The following is a 26,959-nucleotide window of genomic DNA, read 5'->3' on the forward strand; positions in this document are numbered from 1 at the left end:
AGACTGTACTAATGTTTATAATAATAGCATTTAATCTTATGCAATTATATTTCTTTAGGTGTATTAGAGGATTTAGAAAGAAAAGAATGTTGCAGATAGATATTATTGAAGATATAAGAGATGAAAGATTTACTATAGAAGCTGATTGGATAAATCCAATATTTGAAAAAACATAATTAAAAATAAAACTGGAAATTGATTATTAAAATTTCTTGGGGTAGGGGGAGGTGTAACTATTTTTAAGACCTATCGGTCTACAGGCTTCCCAGTTATTCAAGTAAATGTTAAAAAATAAAATTTTAGTAAAAACAAATTTTTTACTGGAAATTTGATGCGAAATCTCTGTTAAATATATATTTCCATTGACATTTATAAAAAAATAGAATAATATATTAATTTGCATTAGATAGAATTTTCAAAATATAATATGATGACGGTGATGACTATGGATAAATATACCATCAAAAAAATTTTAAGCAATAATGTGGTATTAGTTGAAAAAAACAAACAAAATTTAATACTGGTTGGAAAAGGCATCGGTTTCGGAAAAAAGAAAGGTTATGTAATAGAAGATCCTGAAATCATAGAAGAAAAGTTTATATCTTTAAAAGGTTTAAATGAAGATGAATACGAAAATTTTTTAGAAACAGTAGACCCTAAAATCATAGAAATATCTAAAAATATCATCGAAATGGTAGAAAAAGAATTAGGAGAAAAGTTAAATCCAAATATTTATCTAGGTTTTATTGATCATATAAATTTTGCAATAAAAAGGCTAAAAGAAGGTATCGAAATTGTAAATCCTTTTCTTTTCGAAACTAAAATTCTATATCCTGTAGAATACAAACTAGCTGAAAAGGCAGTTGAAATTCTAAAGAAAAATCTAAACATAGATATCCCTAAAGCTGAAATTGGTTTTATAACACTTCACATCTATGGTGGTAGAGGCAATAGAAATAAAAATGAAGCCCTCGAGAATTCTATACTTATTAATAAAATTTTAGAGCTTGTCGAAAAGAAAATTAAGATGAAAATTGACAAAGAATCTTTTATATGCAGAAGATTTATTATGCATCTTATAGGAGTTATAGACAGAGTCGTAAATAACAAATGTCATAAAGATAATTTATTACCTAAAATTAAGGAAGAACTTCAATATGAGTTTTCAATAGCATATGATATATCTAAAATTATGGAAAAAACATTAAAAAAACCCGTACCTGAAAGTGAAATAGGATATATAGCTCTCCATTTACACAAAATCAACAATTTGAAAAAATAATTAAAAAACAAAATATACATTTAAGAATTAAGAACTTTAAATGTCGAAAAAAGCAAAAAAATAAAAAAATGTATTGAATAAGAAAACGTTTTGTGATATAATCCTTTTCTGTGGTTGATAGGTTTAGAAAAAACAAAACCTTCAGCTCCAAAAATTATGTTAATTACCCGTATTTCAATGCAGTTTATCAGGACGCATATTAGACAAAGTCTTGATAAAAGCAATATTGATTTCTTAAAATAATAAAACTTTATTATGATTTCCTATATTTTTAGACAATAAAATATTTATAATTTTTACGTGTTACTGATTCGATCAGGCATGAGTAAAAGGTTTAAATCAGCGGAATAATAACTCATATTCATTATTATTTCGCTCCTTTACTCATGCCTTTTTTAATTATTAAAACCGTTAACAACAAAAGCAAAAAAAGAAAGGGAAAGGTGAGGTAGAAATGTCTAAAAAAGCGTTTGGAGTTTTACAACAAATAGGTAAAGCATTAATGCTTCCAGTTGCTTTATTACCTGCTGCCGGAATACTACTGGCTCTTGGTAATACGTTTCAAAATCCTGTTTTTCTAGCAAAAGTACCTGCCTTAAATGTAGGCTGGTTTCAAGTGGTGGCAAAAGTCATGGAACAATCTGGCGGTATAGTATTTGCTAACTTGCCATTATTATTTGCAGTTGGTGTAGCCGTAGGACTAGCCGGTGGAGAAGGAGTTGCAGGTATAGCCGCAGTAATCGGATACCTAGTTATGAATGTTACAATGGGCATTCTTACTCAAGCTCTAAGGCCAGAAATAGCAGAAAATATTCATGCGTTTACACAAGTTTTAGGAATTCCTACTCTACAAACAGGTGTATTTGGCGGTATTATAGTCGGTATTTTAGCTGCCAACATGTATAAAAAATACTACACCATCGAATTACCTCCATATTTAGGTTTTTTCGCAGGAAAGAGATTTGTTCCAATTATTACAGCATTTTCTTCATTACTTCTAGGTATTGGAATGGTATTTATATGGCCTACAATTCAAGGATTTTTAAATGCATTTTCTTATAGATTGATCGATGCAAATAAAACATTAGCAGCATTTATTTTTGGTGTAGTTGAAAGATCATTGATACCATTTGGATTACATCATATTTTCTATGCACCATTCTGGTTTGAATTTGGCGAATATATAGACAAAGCTGGAAATCTTGTACGAGGAGATCAGGCTATATTCTTTGCACAGCTTAAAGATAATGTAACTTTAACTGCTGGTACTTTTATGACAGGTAAATTCCCATTCATGATGTTCGGTTTACCAGCAGCGGCTCTTGCTATATACCATGAAGCTCGTGAAGAACATAAAAAATATGTTGCTGGTATTATGGCATCAGCAGCACTTACGTCATTCTTAACAGGTATTACCGAACCAATTGAATTCACTTTCTTATTCGTAGCACCAGCTTTATTTGCAGTTCATGCAATCTTTGCGGGTTTATCATTTATGATTATGCACATTCTAAATGTCAAAATTGGTATGACATTTTCAGGTGGAGTTATAGACTTCTTACTATTTGGTGTACTTCCTAATCGTACTGCTTGGTGGCTAGTTATAGTAGTTGGATTAGCATTTTCAGTAATATATTACCTTGGCTTCAGATGGGCAATACGTACATTCGATATAAAAACTCCTGGACGTGAAAAAGATCCAAATGTAAATATTGAGAATAAAGTATTAAAAACTGGAGATTTAGCAGTAAATGTATTAGAAGCACTTGGAGGAAAAGAAAACATCAAAACACTAGATGCTTGTATTACTCGTTTACGTGTAAGTGTCCATGACATAAGCAAAGTAGATAAAGAAAGATTAAAAAGTCTTGGTGCTGCCGGAGTTTTAGAAGTTGGAAACAATATACAAGCTATATTTGGTCCAAAATCAGATCAATTAAAAACTCAAATTAAAAACGTAATGGCAGGCAAAATAACAAGTATACAAAGTCAAAACAATGATGATGACAAAAAAGATATTAAAGTAGTTAAAGGCGAAGATTTATTCGTTTCTCCTTCAACTGGAAAAATATTAGAATTAAAAGATGTCCCTGATGAAGTATTTTCAAGCAAAATGATGGGAGACGGTTTTGCAATAGAGCCAACAGATGGAGAAGTAGTATCTCCAGTAAACGGTAAAATAGCAACGTTATTCCCAACTAAACATGCAATAGGAATTTTAGCCGATAATGGACGTGAAATATTAATTCACTTCGGAATAGATACAGTAAATCTTAAAGGAGAAGGGTTTGAAGCACTCGTTAATCAAGGAGATACAGTAAAAGCGGGGCAGCCTATTCTCCGTGTAAATCTTGATAAAGTAAAAGAAAAAGCGCCTTCAGTAATAACTCCAATAATCTTCACAAATCTTTCTGAAGGTGAAAAAGTAGTATTTGAAGCAGGTAAAAAAGTAAAGGCTGGAGAGAAAAATATAGTTAATATAAATAATTAGGTTAATTTGACTATTTAAAAGAAACTGTCACCGGGCTTGAGGCTAATAGCTTAAATAAAATTTAATATTGCCTATTGATTACAAGCTATTAGCTAAAAGCCCAAGTTTAAAAAATACTGTCATAGGAGGAGATATGTAATGGAAAAAACAGTTAAAATATTAAATGAATCAGGATTACATGCTAGGCCAGCATCAGTATTTGTAAAGACAGCATCACAGTTCAAATCAGATATTAAAATTAAGTTTAATGGAAATATTTTAAATGCAAAATCTATAATGAACTTAATGAGCTTAGGATTAAAAAAAGATGATGAAATAAAACTTATTATAGATGGGCCAGATGCTGAAGAAGCAATGGAAGCTTTAGTAAAGCTTATAGAATCTAAATTTAATGAAGCCTAGAAAGGAGTATTCATATGAAAATCGGAACAGGAGCTTCACCGGGTATAGCATTTGGAAAAGCTTTAGTGATAAAGAATGAAGAATTAGTTATCGAGAAAAAAAGCGTTGAAAATATAGAAGAAGAAAAAAATAGATTTGAAAAAGCCGTAGAGGAATCTAAAGCGCAACTTCTAAATATAAAAGAAAAGGCAGCAAAGGAACTTGATGAAGGAAAATCGGCTATATTTGATGCACATATTATGATTTTAGAAGATCCCGAACTAATTTCAAGTACTCTAAATAAAATAGAAAGTGAAGGCGTAAATGCAGAATATGCATTTAAAGAAATCATAGAACAATTCATAGCCATATTTGAAGCTATGGACAATGAATATATGAGAGAAAGAGCTTCAGATTTAAGAGATGTATCAGGTAGAGTATTCAGAAATTTAATGGGAATAAAGGTAATTGATTTATCAGTATTAGATGAAGAAGTTATATTAGTAGCCGACGATTTGACACCTTCAGAAACAGTAAACATGGATAAAGAAAAAGTATTAGGATTTCTTACAAATATAGGTGGAAGAACTTCTCATACCGCAATAATGGCAAGAACACTAGAAATTCCAGCAGTTGTTGGACTAAAAGACATCACAGAAGTTTTAAAAGAGGGCGATATAGTAGCATTCAATGGAGAAACAGGAGAAGTAATAATCAACCCTAGTGAAGAAGAAATGAATCACTACAAAGAATTAAAAAACAAACATGAAAAAGAGAAAAAAGAACTACAAAATCTAAAAGGTAAACCAAGCATAACAAAAGACGGATACAAAGTAGAAATAGTAGGGAACATAGGAACACCAAACGACATAGAAGGACTAATCAAAAACGATACTGAAGGTGTAGGGCTTTATAGAACAGAATTCATTTACATGGACAGAGACACGCTTCCAACAGAAGAAGAACAATTCGAAGCATACAAAAAAGTTCTACAAGCAATGAATCCAAAACCAGTAGTAATAAGAACACTAGACATAGGAGGAGACAAAGAAGTCAGCTACTTAAACATAGACAAAGAAATGAATCCATTTCTAGGATACAGGGCAATAAGACTATGTTTAGACAAAGCAGAAATATTCAAAGTGCAATTAAGAGCACTACTTAGGGCAAGCATATATGGAAATCTAAAAATAATGTTTCCAATGATATCAAGCCTAGAAGAACTTCTAGAAGCCAAGAAAATACTAGAAGAAGCAAAAAGAGAACTAGACAACGAAGGGGTAAAATACGCCTCAAACATAGAAGTAGGAATGATGATAGAAGTTCCATCAGCTGCAATAATATCGGACATACTAGCAAAAGAAGTAGATTTCTTCAGCATAGGAACAAACGACTTAATACAGTACACTACAGCAGTAGACAGAATGAATCAAAAGATACGACATCTATACAACCCATTTAATCCAGCTGTAATAAGATTAATTAAAATGGTAATAGACAATGGACATAAAGAAGGAATTTGGGTTGGTATGTGTGGAGAGATGGCAGGAGACAAGAGAATGATACCTATTCTTTTAGGACTTGGATTAGATGAATTTAGTATGAGTCCTATATCTATACTTCCTGCAAGAAAACTTATCAGATCTCTTAACAGTAAAGAAATGAAAAAATTGTCAGATGAAATACTTAAAATGAATACAGCCGAAGAAATAGAAAAATTTATTGAAAATTATTTTAAATAAACTATTTGGGCTGAAAACTAATAGCCTCTATGGCTATTAGCTTTCAGCCCATTTTTAATACCATTAAAAAACAAACAACATTAATTATTTAAAATTATCTTGCAAGCTCATACAAAGCCTTTGCATATAACTTTGTTATTTTAATCAAATCATCTACAGCTATATATTCATCTTTCTGATGAGCTAATTCTTCTTGTCCAGGGAATAACGGCCCAAATGCTACAGCATTTTTCATGGCTCTTGCATAAGTTCCGCCACCTATCGTAATAGGTTTACTATCATAATCGCCAGTAACTTCTCTATAAACACTCATTAATTTTTGAACAAGTGTATCTTCACTTGGAATATATATAGGTGGTAAATGTTCTATATGTACTATCCTTACTCCTGTACCTTTCAATTCTTCCTCCATTCCGTTATAAATATCTTCACGCTTATATTTTATCGGATATCTTATATTTACCGAAACTTTAACCCCTTCCTCATTCATATCAATAACGCCAACATTAAATACTAATTTACCAGATACAATATCTTCAAATCCGCATCCTATAGATTGCCCATTATATTCCATGCCTATCTTTCTATTGTATAATTTAACAAATTCGCTTGCATCACAATCACATTCAATTACTTCTCCTAAAAATGCAATCAATTGAGAAATAGCATTTTTACCCGCCTGCGGAGTACTGCCGTGTGCAGATATTCCGTAAGACTTAATTATTACCTGCTTTCCTCTATCATCTAATGAAAGTTTATACCCTGTCTTTTCTACAAATTTATCTAATTTTTCCTTAACAAACTTTTTCTTTTCATCGGCCACTTCAAGAAGAGCCTCACAATAATCCGGAACCATATTAGGCCTATTACCGCCTTTAATATAATTTATCTTAACCGCACAATCGCATTTCCTTTCAAACTTTTTCTCGATATTAAAAATCAATATGCCCATTTCACCATTTATAACTGGGAAATCAGCATCTGGCGTAAAAGCTAAATTTGGAGCTTTTACTTTTTTAAGATAATAATTTATACCACCCCACCCAGATTCTTCATTAGTTCCAAATATTATTCTTATTTTCTTATTAAGTTTAACTCCAGATTCTTTTATAGCCTTCATAGCATATAAAGATGCTATTGTAGGCCCCTTATCATCAATGGCTCCTCTACCGTATATTTTCCCGTCATGTATTTCAGCAGCATATGGCGGATAAGTCCAACCATCACCTTCTGGAACAACATCTAAATGCACCAATACTCCTATAACATCCTCTCCTTCTCCTAAATCTGCATGTCCCGCATATCCATCAACATTTAAAGTTTTAAAACCCATACTTTCAGCCAATCTCAATGCATATTCAAGAGCTTCATTAGGTCCTTCACCAAATGGCATACCCGGTTTTGGCTCACCTTCAACACTCTTAATTCTTATAAGTTCTTGAGTCGATTTAATAATATCATCTTTATAGCCGTCTATTATTTTTTCAAAATTCATAATAAACCCTCCTGTTCTTTTAAATTTTTTTAAATTAAAAATTTTAATATAGTCATTATAACTTATTCTATATACTGTCTCTTTTTCCTTTATAACTTATATGTCTATTAAATATTACATACCTATTTGGTTAAACTAATAGTAAAAAATAATATAGTATTAAACTCGTACTTCATCATAATATTCAGTTTGACTAAAAAATATAACATAAAGGGTGGTTCTATATTGAAAAAGAAAATAATATTAATATTAACCATAATTAGTCTAACAATATCTTCATTTTTAATTCATGCTAAATATTTAAATTTTCTATCACTTAATAACTTTACATTAGGTGATAGTTTCCTTATTTGGGCTATATCTTTATGTTTATTAATATATTATTTAAAACTTGACAGTAAACCACAGCTAGTCCCTGCAGCCATTACTAATGAAAAGAAAAAAAATGATGATGGCTCTAAAGATAATAACAAGCCAAAAATCTCATTTAATGATGTTGCAGGATTAGATGAAATAAAAGAAGAACTTCAAGAAGTTATAGATTTTATCAATAATCCTGAAAAATATAATAAAATGGGAGCTAAAATTCCAAACGGCATACTTTTTTATGGGCCACCTGGTACTGGCAAAACTCTCCTAGCTAAAGCCGTAGCAGGTGAAACTAATTCATCTTTTTTCTATGCCAGCGGTTCAGAATTTGTAGAAAAATATGTAGGTGTCGGTGCAAAAAGAATAAGGACTTTATTTGAAAAAGCAAAAAAAGAAGCTCCTAGCATAATATTCATCGACGAAATAGATGCAATAGGTTCAAAGAGAAATCTAGACAGTAATAATGAAAAAGATCAAACATTAAATCAGTTGCTAATTGAAATGGACGGTTTTAATAAAAATCAAACTATCATCGTAATAGGTGCTACAAATAGACTTGATTTACTAGACGAAGCCCTACTTAGGCCAGGAAGATTCGACAGACATATATATGTCGGCAACCCTAATGTAAGAGCTAGAGAAGAAATATTAAAAGTCCATACTAAAAATAAACCATTAGACTCTAGTGTAAAAATTAAAGAAATAGCCAAAAAAACTCATGGATTTTCAGGAGCTCAATTAGCTAACATAGCAAACGAAGCTGCTATAATAGCCGTAAGGAAAAATAAAACTATAATAGATATTGAAGATTTTAATTCCGCTATAGAGAGAGTAATTGCTGGATTAGAACTAAAACATCCGTCAATTTTATTTAAAGAAAAAAGGATAGTTGCTCACCATGAAGCAGGGCATGCGCTAATAGGCAAACTGTTAAAAGTCGATATAATTCAAAAAATTTCTATAGTGCCTAGAGGGCAGGCTTTAGGATATGTATTAAAATTTCCTGATGAGGACAGATATCTCCATACAAAAGAAGAACTCATTTCTAAAATCATGGTTCTTCTAGGAGGAAGAGCTGCCGAAGAAGTTATATTTAACGAAATAACAACCGGTGCAAAAGATGATTTATCTAAAGCCACTGAAATTGCCCAAGAAATGGTATGCAGCTATGGTATGAGCTCTTTAGGAAATATAGCTATCAAAGAACAATATATAAAATATAATATAGATAAAATAGACAAAGAAATAAAAATGATAATAGATGATTGCTATAAAAAAACTATAAAATTAATTAAAGAAAACAAAATAATCCTTATAGAAATTGCAAATTACCTTCTTGAATATGAAACTATCGAAAATAATGAATTAGAAAACATAATTTCTAAATATGAAACTCCTATAAAATCTGCCACTTAATTCGTGGCACTTTTTCTTTTTTATAATATTTTAAGGCACATTTTTTATATTAAATAATATTTTATAGTAGAACTATATTTTTATTATTTCCCCATTATCTTATAAAGCAGGTGATACTGTGCAAAAAACAATATATATTTCTCCAATTATGGATACTTTTATAGATAGCTATTTAAAAAATAAAAATTTCTCAAATCAAACCCACTACTTTTTAGGACACTTTAAATCATCTACAAAATACCGAATACTATTAAAATTTGATTTGAGCAGTCTTCCCAAAAATTGTAATATAATCAATGCAAAATTGACTCTTTTTTGTATACGAAATGACTATATGGAACAGGAAAATACCTTTAGTATACATCCTATAACTAGAAAATGGAATGATAAAAATGTAAACTATTTAGATCAGCCTAAATATGATAAAAGCAGAAAAATACAAACTAAAATCAATTGCCATCTATGGGAACCTATAAGTTGGGATATAACCGAATATGCTAGAGAATGGTTAAAAAACCCGAGAAAAAACTTTGGTATAATCATAAAAGCTGAAAACGAAAAAGATAAAGCATCTCTATTAGGGCTTTGCAGTCAAAGACATAATAATAAGGACTGGAGGCCTAGACTAGAAATTACATTCACTATAAAAGAAAAAAGAGAAATATATTTAAAACCTATACCTAAAATCGCTATCGTTACTCCCCAGTTTTTTGAATGGGATGGTAATGGATGTTTATTTGGCGGTGGAGAACGATATTTAATTGATTTAGCTAAACTCCTGCAAAAACTTGGATATGAAGTAGATGTCTTTCAACCGTCAATATACGAAGAATGGGAGAGAAGTTATGAAGGTATTAAAATAAAAGGGATTGGAAATCCGGGTTTTCATCAAGATTTCTTTATAAGGCTCAATAAAATGTTCTATCAAATAACCAAAAATTATGATTACCATATATATTTCAATATGGACGTAACATATCCGCACGTATTCCCTAACTCTATCTGTATAAGTCATGGTATCTGGTGGGACTCATCTGAACGTCAATGGTGGCGTTCTAAACTTTGGTACAGCAGATTATTTCAAAGTATTAATGCCGTAGATTTACTCGTATCTGTAGATACAAATACAATAAATTGGCTGAATGCAGTCAATCCAAATCTCAAATGTAAAAAAGTATATATCCCTAATTATGTAGATTTAGAAACGTTTAAACCAAGCAAGACTGAACCAATCAATAAAAAATATATTAAGATACTATATCCTCGTAGATTACATCCAGGCAGAGGATGGACTGTTTGTAAAAATGTAGCCGTCGAACTAGTCAACGAATATGACAATATCATATTTTCTTTTGTCGGAAGAGGAGATAAACAGTCTGAAAAACACATGAAAATTTTTGCATCTAAACACCCTCGAATAGAATACACTTGGTATGAAATGAACGAAATGTATAAGGCTTATAAAGATGCAGATATAGTCCTTATTCCATCATTATATTCAGAAGGAACTTCTCTTTCACTACTTGAAGGCATGGCATGCGAAAAGCCAATAATTGCAGGATTAGTAGGAGGACTCACTGATTTAATAATCCACGGTTACAATGGATATTTAATAGAGATAAACAAGGAAAATTTAAAAAACGCAATCATTAAACTTATAAATAATCCTGAATTAAGAAAAGATATGGGAAAAAATGCACGTAAAATATCTGAACATTTTTCTAAAAAAATCTGGGAAGAACGCTGGAAAAAAATAATACTTCAACAATTCCCTATCAACTAACATAAACGAGTCAAGGGATATCCCTTGACTCATAGAATTTCTTTAATAACTCTTTTAGCATTTTTAAAAAATATCTTTTCTATTTCTTCAGATGAAAAACCGTTCTTCTCTAATACATATAATAATTTATCCATCTTACTGATGTTACAAATCTCTAATTCACAACTAATTCCATCATAATCAGAACCAATTGCTATTACATCAATTCCCCCAACTTTTCTAATATGTTTAATATGCATAACTATATCTTCTATCTTACTTACATAACTATCACTCAAAAAAGCTGAACAGAAATTTATCCCCATTACCCCACCTTTTTCAGCAAGTATTTTTATCATCTCATCTGTCAAATTTCTTGGGTGATTTCTTACAGAACGGGCATTTGAATGAGACGCTATAAACGGCTTTGTAGATATTGAAGCTACATCAAAAAACCCTTGATCGGACAAATGAGAAACATCTATAATCATTCCAAGTCTATTCATTTCTCTTACAACTTCTCTACCAAAAGGTGTAAGTCCTCTAGTCATATATTCTCTTTTATAATTTGGATAGCCTATTTGATTAGGATAATTCCATGTGAGAGTTATTAACCTTACACCTAATCTATAAAAATTTCTTAAATTATATAACTTACCTTTTAACATTCCACCTTCTTCTATTGTAAGAAAAGCTGATATTTTACCATTTGATTCATTTTGAACCATTTCCTGATAACTTCTAGCTATTGCAATTTTTTCATTATTTTTTTCAAGTTCTTGATAAAATCTATCTAACATTTTTAAACAATACTGAAAATAATCATCTACTTTTTCAATGTCTATATAGAGAGCAAAAAATTGAGCTAAAGAATTTGCCTTAATTAACTTTTCAAGATCAACATGAAAATCATTTTCTTTTAATTCCGCTTTATTTTCAGCCATGATAATTTTACTCATAGTATCACAATGTAAGTCAATCAATTTCATCTAAAACTTCCCTTCCCTTATCAACTAAATATTTTAAAATTACTATATAATCATAATACCAGAAAAAATTTGAAAACGAAAATTTATGTAAAAATATACATAAAAAGAGTCATGATTTTTCATGACTCTCAGACTGTTGACAAACTTATATTTTTCAATATTTATGAAAATGAAAGCGAATGCTTGAAAGAATTTAGTTAAAAAACTAGGCGAAAATTTTTGAGAAAATCCGTAGGTTTGACAGGAGGTCAAACCAGCATCCTACAAGACAGGAGGTCTTGATTAGGTGCGTTAGGATTTTCTAAAAATTTGAGCCTTAAGTTTTTTCTAAATTCGTCCGCATGAGCGTCATTTTCATAAAACATTTTACTTTGTCAACAAGCTCAGAGTCATAATTTTTCATGACTCTCTTAATATTAAATCATATTTAATACCATTCCGGTAAAATAAGGAATCAACCAGATAAACCAGACTAATAAACTAAACTTGTGAAAGTTTTTCATTGATTTTTGATCTTTCTTTAATAAAACTATTGTAGCCCAAACTGCATGAAACAGCATAAGCAAAATAGCAATTAGTCCAGTAACTCCATGTACATTAAACTTAAAGCCTCCACTTATTTTTCCCATAAGTGTTGTCCCTAAAGTATCAAAGGCAAATCCTATCCAGAAAAATACTAAATGCCATGTTTTAAGTATGCCGGCTATTTTTTCACTCCATACTCCAATAGTATAACAAACCAATGCACTCGTTATAAAAATAATAGCAAAATTTAACATAGACATTACTCCTTTCAGCACCTATCCAGTACTTTTTTTAATGTCTGAAGCCCATCAAAAATGACTTTCATATCTTCTTCACTTACTTTTTCGAAGACTTTTTGAAAATAACTATTTATAGTTTTGTGAAAATATTCACCTATTTCACGGCCTTTATCTGCAAGTTCGATGTATGTTATCCTTTTATCCTCACTACTTCGTGTTTTCTTTAATATTTTTTGCTTCTCAAGCCTATAAATTATTCCTGAAACTGTACTATTAGCAAGATTCATTTTCTTACTTATTTCGCTAACCTTTAATCTTTTATTCTTTACAAGTATCCTAATAAGCATTATTTGCGGAACGGTTAATCCAGTATTCTCAAATTCATGCCTCAAATTGCTATTAATCTTTGAATTTATTTCCCTTATTAATAAACCAATTTCCAATCCCTTTATTTCATTTGACACATCATCACTTCCCACCACATTCTCGTATTTTTTCAATATTTCTTCCTTTCGCTTCGGTTTAAAAATGTCTTAACGTCATGATAGGATGTCTAAAAAATATCCTCCATCCTGAAAACTTCATGACTTCTTTAATTCTATCTTTGTGTTCTTTATCATAACATTTTATGTTACAACTAGCACAGCTCTTTTTATTATTCCCAAAAGGACATTTTGAAAGCCTATAGAAAGCATATTCCATTAGTTCTTTGCAATCTGGACATAAATTTTCTTCTGTACCATGCTTCTTTTTACAATATAATTTAATCATTTCCTCCAATAGTCTCTTTTCATTCTCTAGTTTATCCATTATATTTCACCTTCATTATTAAATATTTCGCATGCGAACTATTATTAGTATACTATTATCGGATAAAAAATACAATAGTGTTTATAATTTTAATGTATATCTTTTAATAATTTCTTTACATTTTTCGCAACTCTTTCAGCAAAAATTAGAACTCTTTCTTTTTGTTCTTCGTTTCCATCTTTTATACATACGGCACCAAAATGAGTATATGGTGAGTATTTCCTGTTTCACTATGATAAATTATTGCAATTTTCATTTTAACTCATATCCTTTTTTATTATTAGCAAAAATATTCCGGTGGTAACCCACCGGAATATTTTTATATCCTGTCAAGTAAATGAAGAAGTCTGTATATGATGGCTGCAGCCTGTGCTCTTGTTGCATTGTCTTTTGGCGCAAATGTTGTTTCGTCTACTCCATTTACTATTCCTTTGTTATAAGCTACACCAACTAAATCTTTTGCCCAATCAGATATAGAATCTCTATCAGCAAAATTAATATCTTTATGACTATAATCCATATTTGGTGCTATATATTTTAGAGCTCTAACTATCATTGCAGCCATTGCTTCTCTCGTTATTCTATCATTTGGATTAAATTTACCTTTATATCCAGTAACTATTCCCAAACTAGCTGCTGTTTCTACAAATTCTTTATACCAAACTCCGTCTGGTACATCATAAAATCTTACTTTATCTTCACCTGCTTCTAAATCTAATGCTTCAACCAATAATTTTGCAAATTCTGCTCTAGTTACAGCTTTATTTGGTGCAAAGTTTACTCCGTCTAATCCATCTACTATATGTCTTGCAGCAAGAACTTCTATCTCCTCTTTTGCCCATGATGTATCGACATCAGCAAATGTCTTATTATATTCCATTACCATATATTTACTGAAATGTTTTGCTTCAAATACTATCTTATCTCCATCTTTTACATTTCCGCCGACATATTGCAATGAATCTTCTTTTTCATTGTAATAATATACTCCAATCTTTCTCTTGTCAAATACTTTTTCGGCATCAAATTTAATAGTTACTACAATAGGTTTACTAAATTCAAGTTTTCTTTCATCTTTTTTAGATTTAGCTGTCAAATAGAAGTCTAAAGACTGTGATACCAATTTATACCCTTTTTGTTTTACTTTAGTTATTATCTCATCTGACTCTTTTTTATTGAGTTTCTTAACCACAATATTTACTTGTTCTTTCTCATCTACCTTTACAGACGATGGATCAAATTCCAACATCGCTTCTCCTGTATTAATTAACAGTTTTTTACCAAATTCTGATGCCTTTAAAACCGAATTAGAAGATATAGTTACTGAAACTTGCTTAAATTCTTCTTTTTCACCTTTTACTACATCTATTTCTACAATATCACTTCCTTCATTTTTTATTTTTTGTATTAATTTATTCTCATCAGTTCTAATTTCAGCTTTCTTATCTCCATTTTTATCTTTCGTTATTATTAAAGTTCCTAAATCTTTTTTCTTTTCATCTTTTACTTCATTACCCTTTTCTTTATTATTTTTTTCTTCATAGTTATATTTACTATTATCATTGTTATTATCATTATTGTTATTATTATTATCTTTATCTCCAGTTGGTTCATTTGGAGAAGATTTTGATTTTACCGTTATTACTATCTTATCTTGAATGTCTCCTGATTTAGCTGTTATTTCTACTTTTCCTTCTTTCTTTCCTGTTACTTTTCCTTCATCATCTACTGATGCTATACTATCGTCTGATGTTTCCCATTTTACTTTTCCTATTTCTTCTTCTGTTGCATCTTTTCCATTACTCATTTTCCCATTTATACTTAAATCTATTGTTTCGCCTACTTCTATGTTAGTTTTTTCTGCATTTATTTTTATACTTTCTAATTTTATTTGTATTTGAGGACATAAAACTACAGTTCCACCATCAGACATGCTTGGTATCGAGAAAGTTACACGATTTTCGTCATCAACAGTATATACATTTCCACTATACTCATCTACTACCTTATCTCCTGCTTCAAACGGTACTTTTACTGTTATTGTCTTTTCTTCATTTTTAACGTTTAGAACAATCACAATTGACTCATCACCATATTTTCTTTCAAACACAAGATATCCTTCTTCATCAGAACCGGCAATCTTGTTTCTTATACCTTTTGCCATTACCTTTGAATGAGCCTTTCTTATATTTAAAATTTTCTTATAATGCTCTAATACATCATTCCCTTCTACTTTATCCCAAGTCATGTCATACCTGTTAGTGTAATATGGATACTCTGCCTTACCTGACATTCCTAACTCTTCACCATAATAGATAACTGGCTGTCCTTTTGCTGTTACTTGTAATGATGCAGCAACTTTTAATTTACCTAAATCTCTTCCTACTCGTTCTAAAAATCCATCCTCATCATGGCTTCCTAAAAATTGTCCAAATGTAGCTGTATTATTTAAAATACCATTTCGTTTTTCAAGATATTTTTCTACATCATCGATTTCACCATTTACAAAGTTCTGTGCAGTATATTTGAAGTGGAAATCTAATAGTGAATCCATCTTGCCACTTCCCAAATCTCCCATAGTATTTTCTGGGCCTGCACCGAATGTTTCACCTATCAATTTGAAATCAGGTTTTACCTTTGTCAATTCATTCTTAAATGCCATCCATGTTACATCATCAACATGTTTAACAGTATCCACACGGAAATAGTCTATAGTATTACCTTTCTCTGTTCTGCCAAGTTCCTTAACCCAAGCCACCTGCCAGTTGATAATTTTTTCTCTAACTTTAGGATCTTCAGTTTTAACATCAGGCAATCCTGCTAACTCCTGTGTTATAGGATCTCCATCTGAAGGATTCTCACGAAGCATTCCTTTAAATCTTTCCCTATCTTCATCTGTTGGGAAATTAGGTATACCCTTTCCAATACCAGGGTCATTTTCTTTTAATCCATATCCAATATGGTTAACAACCACATCAACCATAATCTTAATGCCGCGTTCATGTGCCTCATCAATTAATCTGTGGAAATCCTCTAAAGTACCAAAATGAGGATTTAGTTTTTCAAAGTTACTTGCCCAATATCCATGATATCCGTAATAAGGTGTAATATGTGGATTTTCTGCATGTCTTGTATCAAACTTAATGTTTTCAACAATCGGTGTAATCCAAATTGTATTTATCCCTAATTCTTTCAAGTAATCAAGTTTTTCAATAATACCAGCAAAATCTCCACCGTGATAAGTACCGGGCTTACTTGTATCATAACCTATGTTATATGGATCGTTATTGCTCTTATCCCCGTCATTAAATCTGTCTGTAACTATAAAGTATATCCTTGCTTCATCCCAATCAAAATCGAGTTCTCCAACAGATAACCTTGGTTTTACTTCAACTGTTACATCTTTAAAGTGTTCTTTTCCATACTCATCAATTACCTTAATAGGAATTGTTTTAGTTCCTGCCGTTACATCATCTCTTACTGCAATACTAATTTCTTTTAATTCATCACTTATAGGCAGCTCTTTACTTCCTCCTAATGCACTTAAATCTGCATAAATTCCTTTAACTTTCACAGGTTCTCCATCAGAAGTAATTTCTAGACTCAACACCGCATTTTGGTTGTAATCAATTTCATTTGGTGTAATCGATGCTTTTATATCTAATTTTAAAGTCTTATACACAATATATGACTTTCCATCTTCATTAACGTTTTTAGGATCTGGTATTTCAATTGTTTCTCCATCTTTAGTAACAACAAAAGAATATTCATGTGTACCTTCTGAAATATCTCTTAAAGCATAAACATACAATTCATCTTCTGGTATATATTCCATATCATACTCTTTACCATCTATTTTAACCTTCACGCCGTCAAGTGTATCCATAGCATCATTTCTGTAAAGCTCTTCATCTCTATAGTAGAAAGTAACACCGCCATTTTCTAATACAGGGCCATTTACCGAAGGAATTGTCTTAAATTCCTTTACCATACTTGTTACTATAACCTTTGTTATAACTTGATCAGGATCTACTTTAATGTATCTATCTTCTTGAATATCTTGTTTTGCAGTATTCCAATCTGTACCTTTTCTTAATATAAACCCTACCTCTTTTGTATCTGGACTAATTTCAATATTTGCAATCGCTGCTCCATCTTCTACTTTTTCAAAATCAATTTGTCCATCTCTTACTCCAGTAAACCAAACCCATAAATTCCAATCAGTATAATCTTTATCCGGCCTTATATACTTAAATCTTATATATCTTTTTACATACTCTTTCACTTCTATTTTATGTTCATAAGTTACTTCACCAGCTTTTACTATAATAGTTACCTTCCCTGGGCTTATACCTGTAACTTCTCCATTTGAATCAACAACGGCTATTTCAGTATTAGAAGATATCCATTGTACCGATGCATTTGTCATTTCTTGGCCATACTGATCTTTTACTGTTGCAGTAAGCTGTATTTTTCTTGTAGCAAAAACTGTATTCTCTCCTGTTACTATAATTTCAGAAGGAACTAATTTGCCAACATGTACAATTATTGTCTCCTCAATATCTCCAACTTTAGCAGTAATAACTGCATCGCCATTTTTAACAGCAGTAATTCTTCCATTATTTACAATTGCAACATTTTCATCAGAAGATAGCCATTCAATTGGCTGATATAACATAGGCTTTCCATTCTGATCTTTTACTACTGCCTTTACATTTCTTACATCTCCAACCTCTAATCCTATTTCTTTTGCATCAAGCTCAATGCTAGTTGGAACTGGTGTATAATCATTAGCTTTATCATAAAGAACCATCATTGAAAGCCCTTCTACAGTAACTGTAGAACCTTTTATAGTTTCTATAACCTCTGTTCCTGCCTTTTTATCATTTACAACTATATTCCATGTATCAGAATCATTAGGAAGATTTACATCTACTGAATGTTTATTAGCATTATATATAACTACTATATTTCTCCATGTATCATTGTTAGCATAATCTTTTAGCTTATATGCAACAACATTTCCATCTTGTCTTAAGATTTCAATATTAGATTCTACATCCTTTTTAGTTGTCATCCTAAATGCAGGATGAGCCTTTCTCAACTCAATAAGCCCTTTATAGTAATCAAATACAGGTTTAAATTTCGCTTTATATTCCCATCTAATCTTATTGATTGCATCAGGACTCTTATAACTATTATGATCTCCAAATTTAGTTCTTAACAACTCATCTCCCGCATGAATGAAAGGGATACCTTGAGAAGTTAATACAATACCATTTGCAAGTAAAGAACGCTTAACAGTCTCGTTTTCTAAAACGTTATTTAAATCAACGGCATGATGCACAGTTGCTGCATTTACTGCCTCATCTACGCTATCGTACTTTTCAGCATCTTCTCCAATTAACTTTCCATCTCTTATATGAATAAAGCCTTCCTTTTCTTCTAATCCTTGAGTCTTAATGATTTTATCCCAAAGATTTAAGTTGTCATGAGCGGTTACATAATTAATAGTCTCTGTAGGACTATCTGTAAAATCATTTACCGATCCCATTATCCCTTTTACGATAGCATACTCTTTTCCTTGCTCTCCTGTCGCAAATCCTTTACTTGCATCATCACTTCCACCTTTGATAGCTCCACGTAAATTATCATTAAATACTGCAAAACCCTTTCCTCTTTGCTTTCCTTTTGTAGTCTGCAATTCATTCGGTAATGAAGAACCTCCTGCCTGCCATGGCTCTCCATAAACTAATATTGTAGGATCAACTTTTTCATGTAGTTCTTTTGCTATTTCTGACATTGTCTGTACATCTATAAGCCCCATTAAGTCAAATCTGAATCCATCTACATTATACTCTTCGGCCCAATATCTCACAGAATCTTTAATATATTTTCTAACCATTGGCCTCTCGGTAGCAACTTCATTTCCACATCCAGAACCGTTTGTAAATCTTCCTATATCATCCGTACGATAGAAATATCCTGGAACAATTTTATTAAATGGCCCATTTTCAACACTAAATGTATGATTATACACTACATCCATTATCACTCTTATACCTTTATTATGAAGTGCCTGAACCATTTCTTTAAATTCTTTTATTCGCATCACAGGGTTTTGTGGATCTGTAGAATATGAACCCTCTGGCACATTATAATTTTGTGGATCATATCCCCAATTAAATTTTGGATCTTTTGAATTAGGATCATCTACTGTCAATTCATTTACTGTCTTAAAATCAAAAGAAGGTAATAAATGAACATGAGTTACTCCTAATTCCTCAAGACTATCAATTCCTGTTTTTATGCCGTTATATGTTGTACCTGTTTCTGTGAATGCCTTAAATTTACCCTTATTAACTATTCCAGAATTTTCGTCTATAGAGAAATCCCTTACATGTAGCTCATATATAACCGCATCTGTTGGATTAATCATAGGTGGCTTATATCCCGGATTCCAACCTTCAAAATTCGTTTCTTCTAAATCAACTATAGCTGTTCTTTGTCCATTCGCAGAAACTGCTTTTGCATATGGATCTACTGCATAATTTACTGTACCATCAGCAAATTCTACTCTATACATATAATATTTTCCTTTTAAATCTTCATTAACAGTTAAAGTCCATACTCCATTTTCTTCACGGCTCATCTCTATTTCTCTTCCGCCGCTATGATCTTCAACTATTCCAAATGAATTATAATCTCCTGCATCATCATATAGTGCAACACTCACTTTTTTAGCCGTAGGTGCCCATACTTTAAATGTACTCTTTTCCTTTGTATAAGTTAATCCTAAATCATTACCGTCATAATAAAATTTAGGATCGTCCAATATTTTTCTCATTGTTACTATACAGCCTTTAAACTTATCGCTCTCTACCTTATATATATTTCTAACATCTATCAGATCAGAATCTTGTACTGTAATCTTAACTTTATTTGAACCCATCAAACTTGCATTTATTTGTATATTCTTATTCCCATTTGTTACATCAATCAATCTGAAAGTTCCTAAATCACTATCTTCTACAGCATTGGTAGTAGTAACATATATCTCATTTAAAGAATCCATCATTGCTGCAAGAACTTTATCAGAGATATCGGCATCTTCTCTATTATAATAGACTTCGCCTTCTCCCTGAATAATCCAAACCTCTACCGAATCTCCTTCTTTAATCTCAACAGCCCTATCTATTTCCTGTTCTGACCAATTACCAGGTCTTGTTATTATATTTATTTTTTTAGATGGGAATTTGTATGTTGCAGTTGCAAATCCTTCTTCATCTGTTCCAGTAAATGGATAAGCACTACCTTCTTTTCCATCTTCCCAAATCCACATATCCCAACTTCTTTGTTTCCCATCATATCTATAATAATTAATTGTGTACGTATACATCTTTTCTAAAATAGTAATCTCTTTTTTTGCTGAATAACCATTTATATCTGCCTCTATTGTAAACTTTTCACCAACCTGTGCATCCTGTGAGATTATAAGTTTGTTTCCATCTAGTGTTACTCCTGCTACTACTTTATCCAATCTCCAATTTGGAGTAACTGTTCCTTTGCTTCCATCTTCATTTAAAAATTCTGCTGTTAAAGAAACAGTATCACCTTTTTCGACTTCTCCTGGAGTGTCTATTATAATCCCCGGAACAATTAATTTACTGTCATCCCCATATCCTCCTGCTATCTTCTTGTCATTTAGAGGATCTAAAATCCAATTTCCATCAACTATAAACTTATAACCATATACACCCGTTGGAATATCGAGTGTTTTTGTCCAGATATTATTTTCTCCTTTAGCCAATAAAATAGCATTATCTCCATCTGCAGCCCAGTTATTAAATGCTCCTGCCACTCTTACATCTTTAGTATTATCATCGCCTTTGTAAATAAAAGTAACCTCATTTTTTTCTACTACAGGACTTCTAAAAGCTGTTTCTGTAGTAAAAGAGAAACTTATCTGTTTGTTTGTAGTCCCAGTGTCTAATCCCTTAACTACTCCCTCTGGTATATTAACCGTATAAGTTGTATCATACTTCAAAGGTTCCTCTAAATTAAGTATCAATTTTGAACCTTCACTGTATACAGCGCTATATACTTCTTCGCTTACAGTAATATCTTCGGCTGATAATAAATTTATATCTTCAGAAAAATCTATTTCTATCTTATCTAAATCTACGCTTACATCGTTCGCTTTATCATAAGGTTTAGTAGATATAACCTCTAATGTTTTAGGTTCTTCTATTCCTGCTATTACATATGTACTACTATATATTGATTGGACATTTGGATTTGAGTTTTCATGCCAACTCTTTGCAATCGTATTCCCTTCAGCATATGGAATAACATCAAAAGCCCCATGCTCTGCTTCTTTATCTCCACTTAAAACTACAATAGCCTTTAACTTATCCCCATTTTTAAGTCCCATCTCTTTTAAAGGTATTTTCCCCTCAAATCCATTATTTCTATCTATTGCAAACTCTGCACCTTTTAAATCAGTCCAAGTTGCTAATATAGAATTTGCAAAATCTGATGAAGAATATAAAGCAGCTCCATTAACTTCGCTATCATTTTTCAATCTCATCATAATATGATAATTTGGCTTTGCATTTGTACCATTAAAATTAAATTGAAAGCCCCACGGATTAGAAGATATTCCTGAATCCTCATCATTCACATTTAAGGCAATATCAATAAACATCCCTTTTTCTCCCCAACTAGGAACGTTTACAGCATCCACCCAAAAGAATAGATAATCAGAATCATTGTATAAACGTAAATTGCCAATATTAAAACCTTCAAATCCGCTATACGGTGATTCACCTATTATAGGCACACTGTTCCATGCATCATCAAAATTACCGTCAATGATAATATTATCGTTAGAACTTGCTTCTACAGATGTATTTGGTATGATTCCTAAAAACATTCCAAACATCATAATAGTTACTAACAATAGAGAAATAATTTTTTTGCTTCTGTTAAACATTTAAAACTCTCCTTTCCTATAATTTTTTGATTCAAACTCATCTCTTTTGCATTTATGCAAACGATTGCATTAATGCAAAAAAATTAAAAGCAAGTCTTGTGCAAACGGTTGCAAAATTGCAAAAAAATAAATAACAACAAAACTCCTCTACCCCCATACGTAGATTTTAAAATATAAAATCAAACTTGTCAACCAAATATTCAGAGATTTCGCACCAAAATTCTAGTGAAATTTTCTCTTATTCCAAATAGAAAATTAAACAATACTAAATACATCTCAATTCCATCACTGGTACGATTAAAACTATTAGCAGCAATCAAGGAACTCCGAAAAAAAGATTGTTTCAATTCCATACTGGTACGATTAAAACCCTAGAATTAGAAAGCTACCGAAAGAAGATAAAGAAGTTTCAATTCCATACTGGTACGATTAAAACCCATCAAAAATCGCTAAAAATAAATACTTACCATAATTAACCTTTTAATTTTATAAATATTATAACACGAAGTTATGCGAGTTTGAAGCACTTTTTTATTTGTAGACTCCCGGGTGTTTTTGCATCACCGGGGGTCGACAAATAAAACTGTATTTTTTCACTATAATATCTGCAGTAAAATTCTAAATTACAAATTAAAATTGTATTTTATTTACCAATAAAAATATATAGTTCATATCTAAAATAACCATTAGTATAAATCAATAATTCAATATTACAATACAATATACCCTTGTCCTTTTTTAGTTTTAATAAAATCTTTAATCCCTATTTCTTCTAGCTTTTTTCTCAATCTATTAATATTTACAGTCAATGTATTATCGTCTACAAAACTTTCATCTTCCCATAGACTCCTCATAATTTTATCTCTACTTACTATACTACCTGCATTTTTCATCAGTATATACATAATCTTAAATTCATTTTTAGTAAGTTCTACTTGTTTCCCTTCATATAAAACACAACTATCCTTTATGTTTAAAAAAACATTATTATGTTCGATAACCTCGCTTTCTACTTTCATATAAGAATACGTTCTTCTGAGAATAGCATTAATTTTTGCTATTAAAACATCGATAGAAAAAGGCTTATTAATAAAATCGTCTCCGCCCATATTAATAGCCATAATAATATCCATATTTGTATTTCTAGAGGAGATAAAAATTATAGGTACTTTTGAAAATTTTCTTATTTGGTTGCACCAATAAAATCCGTCATATAGAGGAAGATTAATATCCATCAGTATTAAATGAGGTTTATACTTACTGAAAACATTTAAAATATCAGAAAAATCTTCTACTACTTTAACATCAAAAGCCCATTTTATTAGATTTTCTTTAACAATTTGTGCTATCTTTAAATCGTCCTCAACTATCATAATCTTAAACATGTTTTATCCTCCATTTTTTATTTTCATTATATCTTAACTCAACAAAAACTGCCTATTATCTAGACAGTTTTTGAATTCACAATTTTATTATATGAGTTTACAGTTAAGAAATAATATCCCAAATAAATTAATATATACGCTACCATAGTTAAAATTACAGGGCCTTTTATATTTAGATTAAATAATTTGTAATTCATAATATTAGCGATTAAACTATGAGATATTCCTATGATTAAAGGAAAACCAAATATTACTCCTATTTGCTTTGCAATAGATTCTTTTATTTCTTCCTTACTTACTCCTATATTCTTTAGTATTAAATATCTCTGTCTTTCCTCATTAGCCTCTGTTAATTGTTTAAAATATATAATACTGCCACTAGCAATTAAAAACACTAATCCTAAAAAGACACCAATGAATAAAAACATTCCAGAAAACATTATAATAGAAATGTTTTCTAAAAAATAGCTTAATTCAACATCTCTAGGTAATGCCTTTATAATTTCTCTTGTCATTTCTTTGCTATTTAATTCATTTTCTACTTTATACCCCTTTATCCTGTCAACATTATTTTTATCATAATATTTGTTATAGACATTATCTTTGACAACAAACGTTGCATTAATTTTATGTATATTCATAGCATAATACTGTTTATGGGCTACGATTTTAAATTTTTGTTTTCGATTTTTTGATGATAATTCTATCACTTTCCCTGCCGCTATTTCATCTTTAGATCTGTAATATTTTAATAATACTGTTTCATTATCGTCAGCTAGATGTATTCTGTCTTTTAATCCTCTTATTTTAGCTATTTCATTAAATTTACTTTCTGATATTAAATAAACTTCTTTCGTTTTATCATTAGACTTCTGATAAACTCTAATAAATTCCCCTTCAACTGATTTTAGCAATCTATTTTCAGGATATTTAGATATAATACTTTCAACTTTTTTGTCTATAGCACGATCATTAGTAATATATGAATAAGAAAAAGGATGTGAAATAAGATTTTCCTTTGCCATAGTATAATATAGTGAATATGTTATTCCTATAGAAGTTAATGTAACGGCACTTAATATTGCTATTATCGATAATGTTATCGAATTACTCTTTATTCTGTATGATAGTTGATTTATTCCTATTAAATTAATCCCTTTATAATACCTCTTTTTATTTTTTTCAATATTTTTACAATAAACACTAGAAAGAAACTAAAAAACATAAATGTTCCAATAATAGATGCTGCAAAAACGATAGATGTATTTACTAAAAAATTGTTCGTATTAACTTTAAGTCCCACTATATAACCTATAACCATAATTAGTATCGAACCTAAAGCCATAATTACTGATGTTTTAGGTTCTTTTTCTCTGACGTTCTCTGCTTTAAAAAGTTCAATAATACTAAATCTATAAATTATGGTATATCCATGTATCGATGTAATTAAAAACAATATGCCAAAAGCAAAAATAGTATTTAAAATAGCTTTTAAACTTATTACAAACTTTACTGTTATTAAAATGCTCATAAATCTGAATAATATCATTATAAATAGTTTACTCAATATACTTCCCAATAATAAACCTATTCCTAGAGCAATCATACCCATTATTATATTCTCATAAAACAACATTCTTCCTATCTGATTTTTCTTGACTCCAAATAGCGAATAAAGCCCTATCTCTCTTTTCCTTTTTTTCATAAAGAAAGAAGTTGAATACCATATAAAAATTAACGAAAATACAAATAGTACTATGGATGCAAATTTAAATACTATTAAAGCCTTTTCCTCTCCTTTGATAAAGTTGATAATTTGTTCATTAAATCTAATAGAAGAAAACATATAGTATATAATTACATTAAATACTATAGACATGAAATATATAAAGTAATTGCGAAAATTTCTCTTTATGTTTTTAATGCAAATATTAAATAAAGTCATTCCCATCGCCTCCAAGTACCGCTAGAACATCAAGTATTTTATGAAAAAATTCTTTCCTGCTTTCTCCTTTTACAAGTTCTGTAAATATAACTCCATCTTTTATGAATAATATTCTCTTGCAATAACTTGCTGCAAAAGCATCATGTGTTACCATCATTATAGTAGCTTTATTATTTTCGTTTAAATCACATAATGCTTGTAAAAGCTCTGTTGATGATTTAGAATCGAGTGCTCCAGTAGGCTCATCGGCAAGTATAAGTTTAGGCTCATTTATAATAGCTCTAGCCGCTGCCGTTCTCTGTTTTTGCCCTCCTGAAATCTCATACGGATATTTATTTAATATATCGGATATCCCCAATATATTTGCTACTTTATTTACTTTTTCCTCAATTCTTCTAGGACTAACCTTTGAAAGAGCCAATGGAAGCAATATATTTTCTTTAACCGTTAAAGTATCGAGTAAATTAAAATCTTGAAATATAAATCCTAATTTGTTTCTCCTAAATAAAGATAATTTATCTTCATCCATTTTTAATATGTCTTCTCCATCTATAATAATATTTCCTGAAGTAGGTTTATCTATGGTTGAAATTATATTCAAAAGAGTACTTTTCCCAGCTCCTGAAGGTCCCATTATACCAACAAATTCACCTTCTTTTATTTCTAAACTTACTCCATGAAGTGCAGTATAGACATTTCCTCTAGAGCCATATACCTTTTTCAAGTTTCTAGCTTCTAAAACACTTTTCATCTGTTCTACCTCCCTCTATAATCTTTTATTTTCTCTTTATATTATTAATTTTACACCACTTTACAAGAAATAAAGAGTTAGCTTCCATAAAGTAGAAAAATCAGACATCTAAATCCTAGGAATACTAATCATAACTAAAAAAAAATCTAGGAGATGTCTGATTATGATTAGTATATCCAAAAACTCTATAAAACAAACATTAAAACAATATTTATATGAATATAGACATATTTTTAAGAAGCGAAGCTTTAATATATTTTACTGGCTAATACTGTCAATACTTGCACTTGAAGAAGTAAGGTCAATAAAGTTTATATACGATAACTTTATAAAAAAATATACGGTCAAAACTTTGAATTCACTATATTATTTTTTATCCTAT

Annotated in this window: 17 protein-coding genes; 7 read left to right on the forward strand and 10 right to left on the reverse strand. The window is 30.5% G+C overall.

What is annotated here, in order from left to right:
• Window positions 1-445 precede the first annotated feature (445 nt).
• The 4 genes from BUB51_RS06335 (at window position 446) to ptsP (ending at window position 5,896) form a co-directional block, all read left to right on the forward strand.
• Window positions 446-1,282: a BglG family transcription antiterminator gene (locus BUB51_RS06335; protein ID WP_073196358.1), complete on the forward strand. Its 837-nt coding sequence runs from the start codon at window positions 446-448 to the stop codon at window positions 1,280-1,282.
• A gap of 454 nt (window positions 1,283-1,736) precedes the next feature.
• Window positions 1,737-3,773 carry a glucose-specific PTS transporter subunit IIBC gene (ptsG, locus tag BUB51_RS06340; protein ID WP_073196359.1) on the forward strand — a complete coding sequence of 679 codons (2,037 nt, stop codon included), beginning with the start codon at window positions 1,737-1,739 and terminating at the stop codon, window positions 3,771-3,773.
• Window positions 3,774-3,911: 138 nt separating this feature from the next.
• Window positions 3,912-4,175, forward strand: a complete 264-nt coding sequence (locus tag BUB51_RS06345) for an HPr family phosphocarrier protein (protein WP_073196360.1) — start codon at window positions 3,912-3,914, stop codon at window positions 4,173-4,175.
• 14 nt (window positions 4,176-4,189) lie between these two features.
• Complete coding sequence (gene ptsP / locus BUB51_RS06350; protein WP_073196361.1) at window positions 4,190-5,896, forward strand: phosphoenolpyruvate--protein phosphotransferase; 1,707 nt, start codon at window positions 4,190-4,192, stop codon at window positions 5,894-5,896.
• Between the two features lie 94 nt (window positions 5,897-5,990).
• Here ptsP and pepV read toward each other — a convergent pair whose 3' ends face one another.
• A complete protein-coding gene (gene pepV, locus BUB51_RS06355) occupies window positions 5,991-7,391 on the reverse strand; it encodes a dipeptidase PepV (RefSeq protein ID WP_073196362.1) in 1,401 nt (466 codons plus the stop codon).
• A gap of 225 nt (window positions 7,392-7,616) precedes the next feature.
• On the opposite strand from pepV, the gene ftsH reads away from it, so the two are divergent.
• Both ftsH and BUB51_RS06370 read left to right on the forward strand, forming a co-directional pair.
• Window positions 7,617-9,176, forward strand: coding sequence for an ATP-dependent zinc metalloprotease FtsH (gene ftsH, locus BUB51_RS06360; protein WP_073196363.1), 1,560 nt, complete (start codon window positions 7,617-7,619; stop codon window positions 9,174-9,176).
• Window positions 9,177-9,294: 118 nt separating this feature from the next.
• Complete coding sequence (locus BUB51_RS06370; protein ID WP_083599528.1) at window positions 9,295-10,959, forward strand: DNRLRE domain-containing protein; 1,665 nt, start codon at window positions 9,295-9,297, stop codon at window positions 10,957-10,959.
• 29 nt (window positions 10,960-10,988) lie between these two features.
• On the opposite strand, the gene BUB51_RS06375 is transcribed toward BUB51_RS06370, so the two are convergent.
• The 9 genes from BUB51_RS06375 to BUB51_RS06410 all read right to left on the reverse strand — a co-directional run bounded on the left by BUB51_RS06375 (window position 10,989) and on the right by BUB51_RS06410 (window position 26,577).
• Window positions 10,989-11,927 carry a dipeptidase gene (locus BUB51_RS06375; protein WP_073196364.1) on the reverse strand — a complete coding sequence of 313 codons (939 nt, stop codon included), beginning with the start codon at window positions 11,925-11,927 and terminating at the stop codon, window positions 10,989-10,991.
• A 416-nt stretch (window positions 11,928-12,343) separates the two neighbouring features.
• Window positions 12,344-12,706: an HsmA family protein gene (locus BUB51_RS06380; protein ID WP_073196366.1), complete on the reverse strand. Its 363-nt coding sequence runs from the start codon at window positions 12,704-12,706 to the stop codon at window positions 12,344-12,346.
• Window positions 12,707-12,720: 14 nt separating this feature from the next.
• On the reverse strand, window positions 12,721-13,191 hold the full coding sequence (locus BUB51_RS06385) for a MarR family winged helix-turn-helix transcriptional regulator (RefSeq protein WP_083599529.1): 471 nt from the start codon (window positions 13,189-13,191) through the stop codon (window positions 12,721-12,723).
• A gap of 22 nt (window positions 13,192-13,213) precedes the next feature.
• Window positions 13,214-13,501, reverse strand: a complete 288-nt coding sequence (locus tag BUB51_RS06390; RefSeq protein WP_073196368.1) for a nitrous oxide-stimulated promoter family protein — start codon at window positions 13,499-13,501, stop codon at window positions 13,214-13,216.
• Window positions 13,502-13,820: 319 nt separating this feature from the next.
• The gene (gene pulA / locus BUB51_RS06395) at window positions 13,821-22,496 is read right to left on the reverse strand and encodes a type I pullulanase (protein ID WP_073196369.1); all 8,676 of its coding nucleotides are present in this window, start codon (window positions 22,494-22,496) and stop codon (window positions 13,821-13,823) included.
• 710 nt (window positions 22,497-23,206) lie between these two features.
• Entirely contained in the window at window positions 23,207-23,881 is a 675-nt protein-coding gene (locus tag BUB51_RS06400; RefSeq protein ID WP_073196370.1) for a response regulator transcription factor, read from the reverse strand.
• Between the two features lie 59 nt (window positions 23,882-23,940).
• Complete coding sequence (locus BUB51_RS12720; protein WP_083599530.1) at window positions 23,941-24,906, reverse strand: ABC transporter permease; 966 nt, start codon at window positions 24,904-24,906, stop codon at window positions 23,941-23,943.
• Between the two features lie 119 nt (window positions 24,907-25,025).
• Complete coding sequence (locus BUB51_RS12725) at window positions 25,026-25,826, reverse strand: FtsX-like permease family protein (RefSeq protein WP_159430393.1); 801 nt, start codon at window positions 25,824-25,826, stop codon at window positions 25,026-25,028.
• On the reverse strand, window positions 25,813-26,577 hold the full coding sequence (locus BUB51_RS06410) for an ABC transporter ATP-binding protein (RefSeq protein ID WP_073196371.1): 765 nt from the start codon (window positions 26,575-26,577) through the stop codon (window positions 25,813-25,815). The genes BUB51_RS12725 and BUB51_RS06410 overlap by 14 nt, the downstream gene beginning before the upstream one ends.
• A gap of 163 nt (window positions 26,578-26,740) precedes the next feature.
• Here BUB51_RS06410 and BUB51_RS13325 point away from each other — a divergent pair.
• A partial coding sequence (locus BUB51_RS13325) for a hypothetical protein (RefSeq protein ID WP_278293829.1) occupies window positions 26,741-26,959 on the forward strand: 219 nt, incomplete at its 3' end.

Origin of the sequence: Caloranaerobacter azorensis DSM 13643, assembly GCF_900129995.1 — a bacterium.
GTDB lineage: Bacteria > Bacillota > Clostridia > Tissierellales > Thermohalobacteraceae > Caloranaerobacter > Caloranaerobacter azorensis.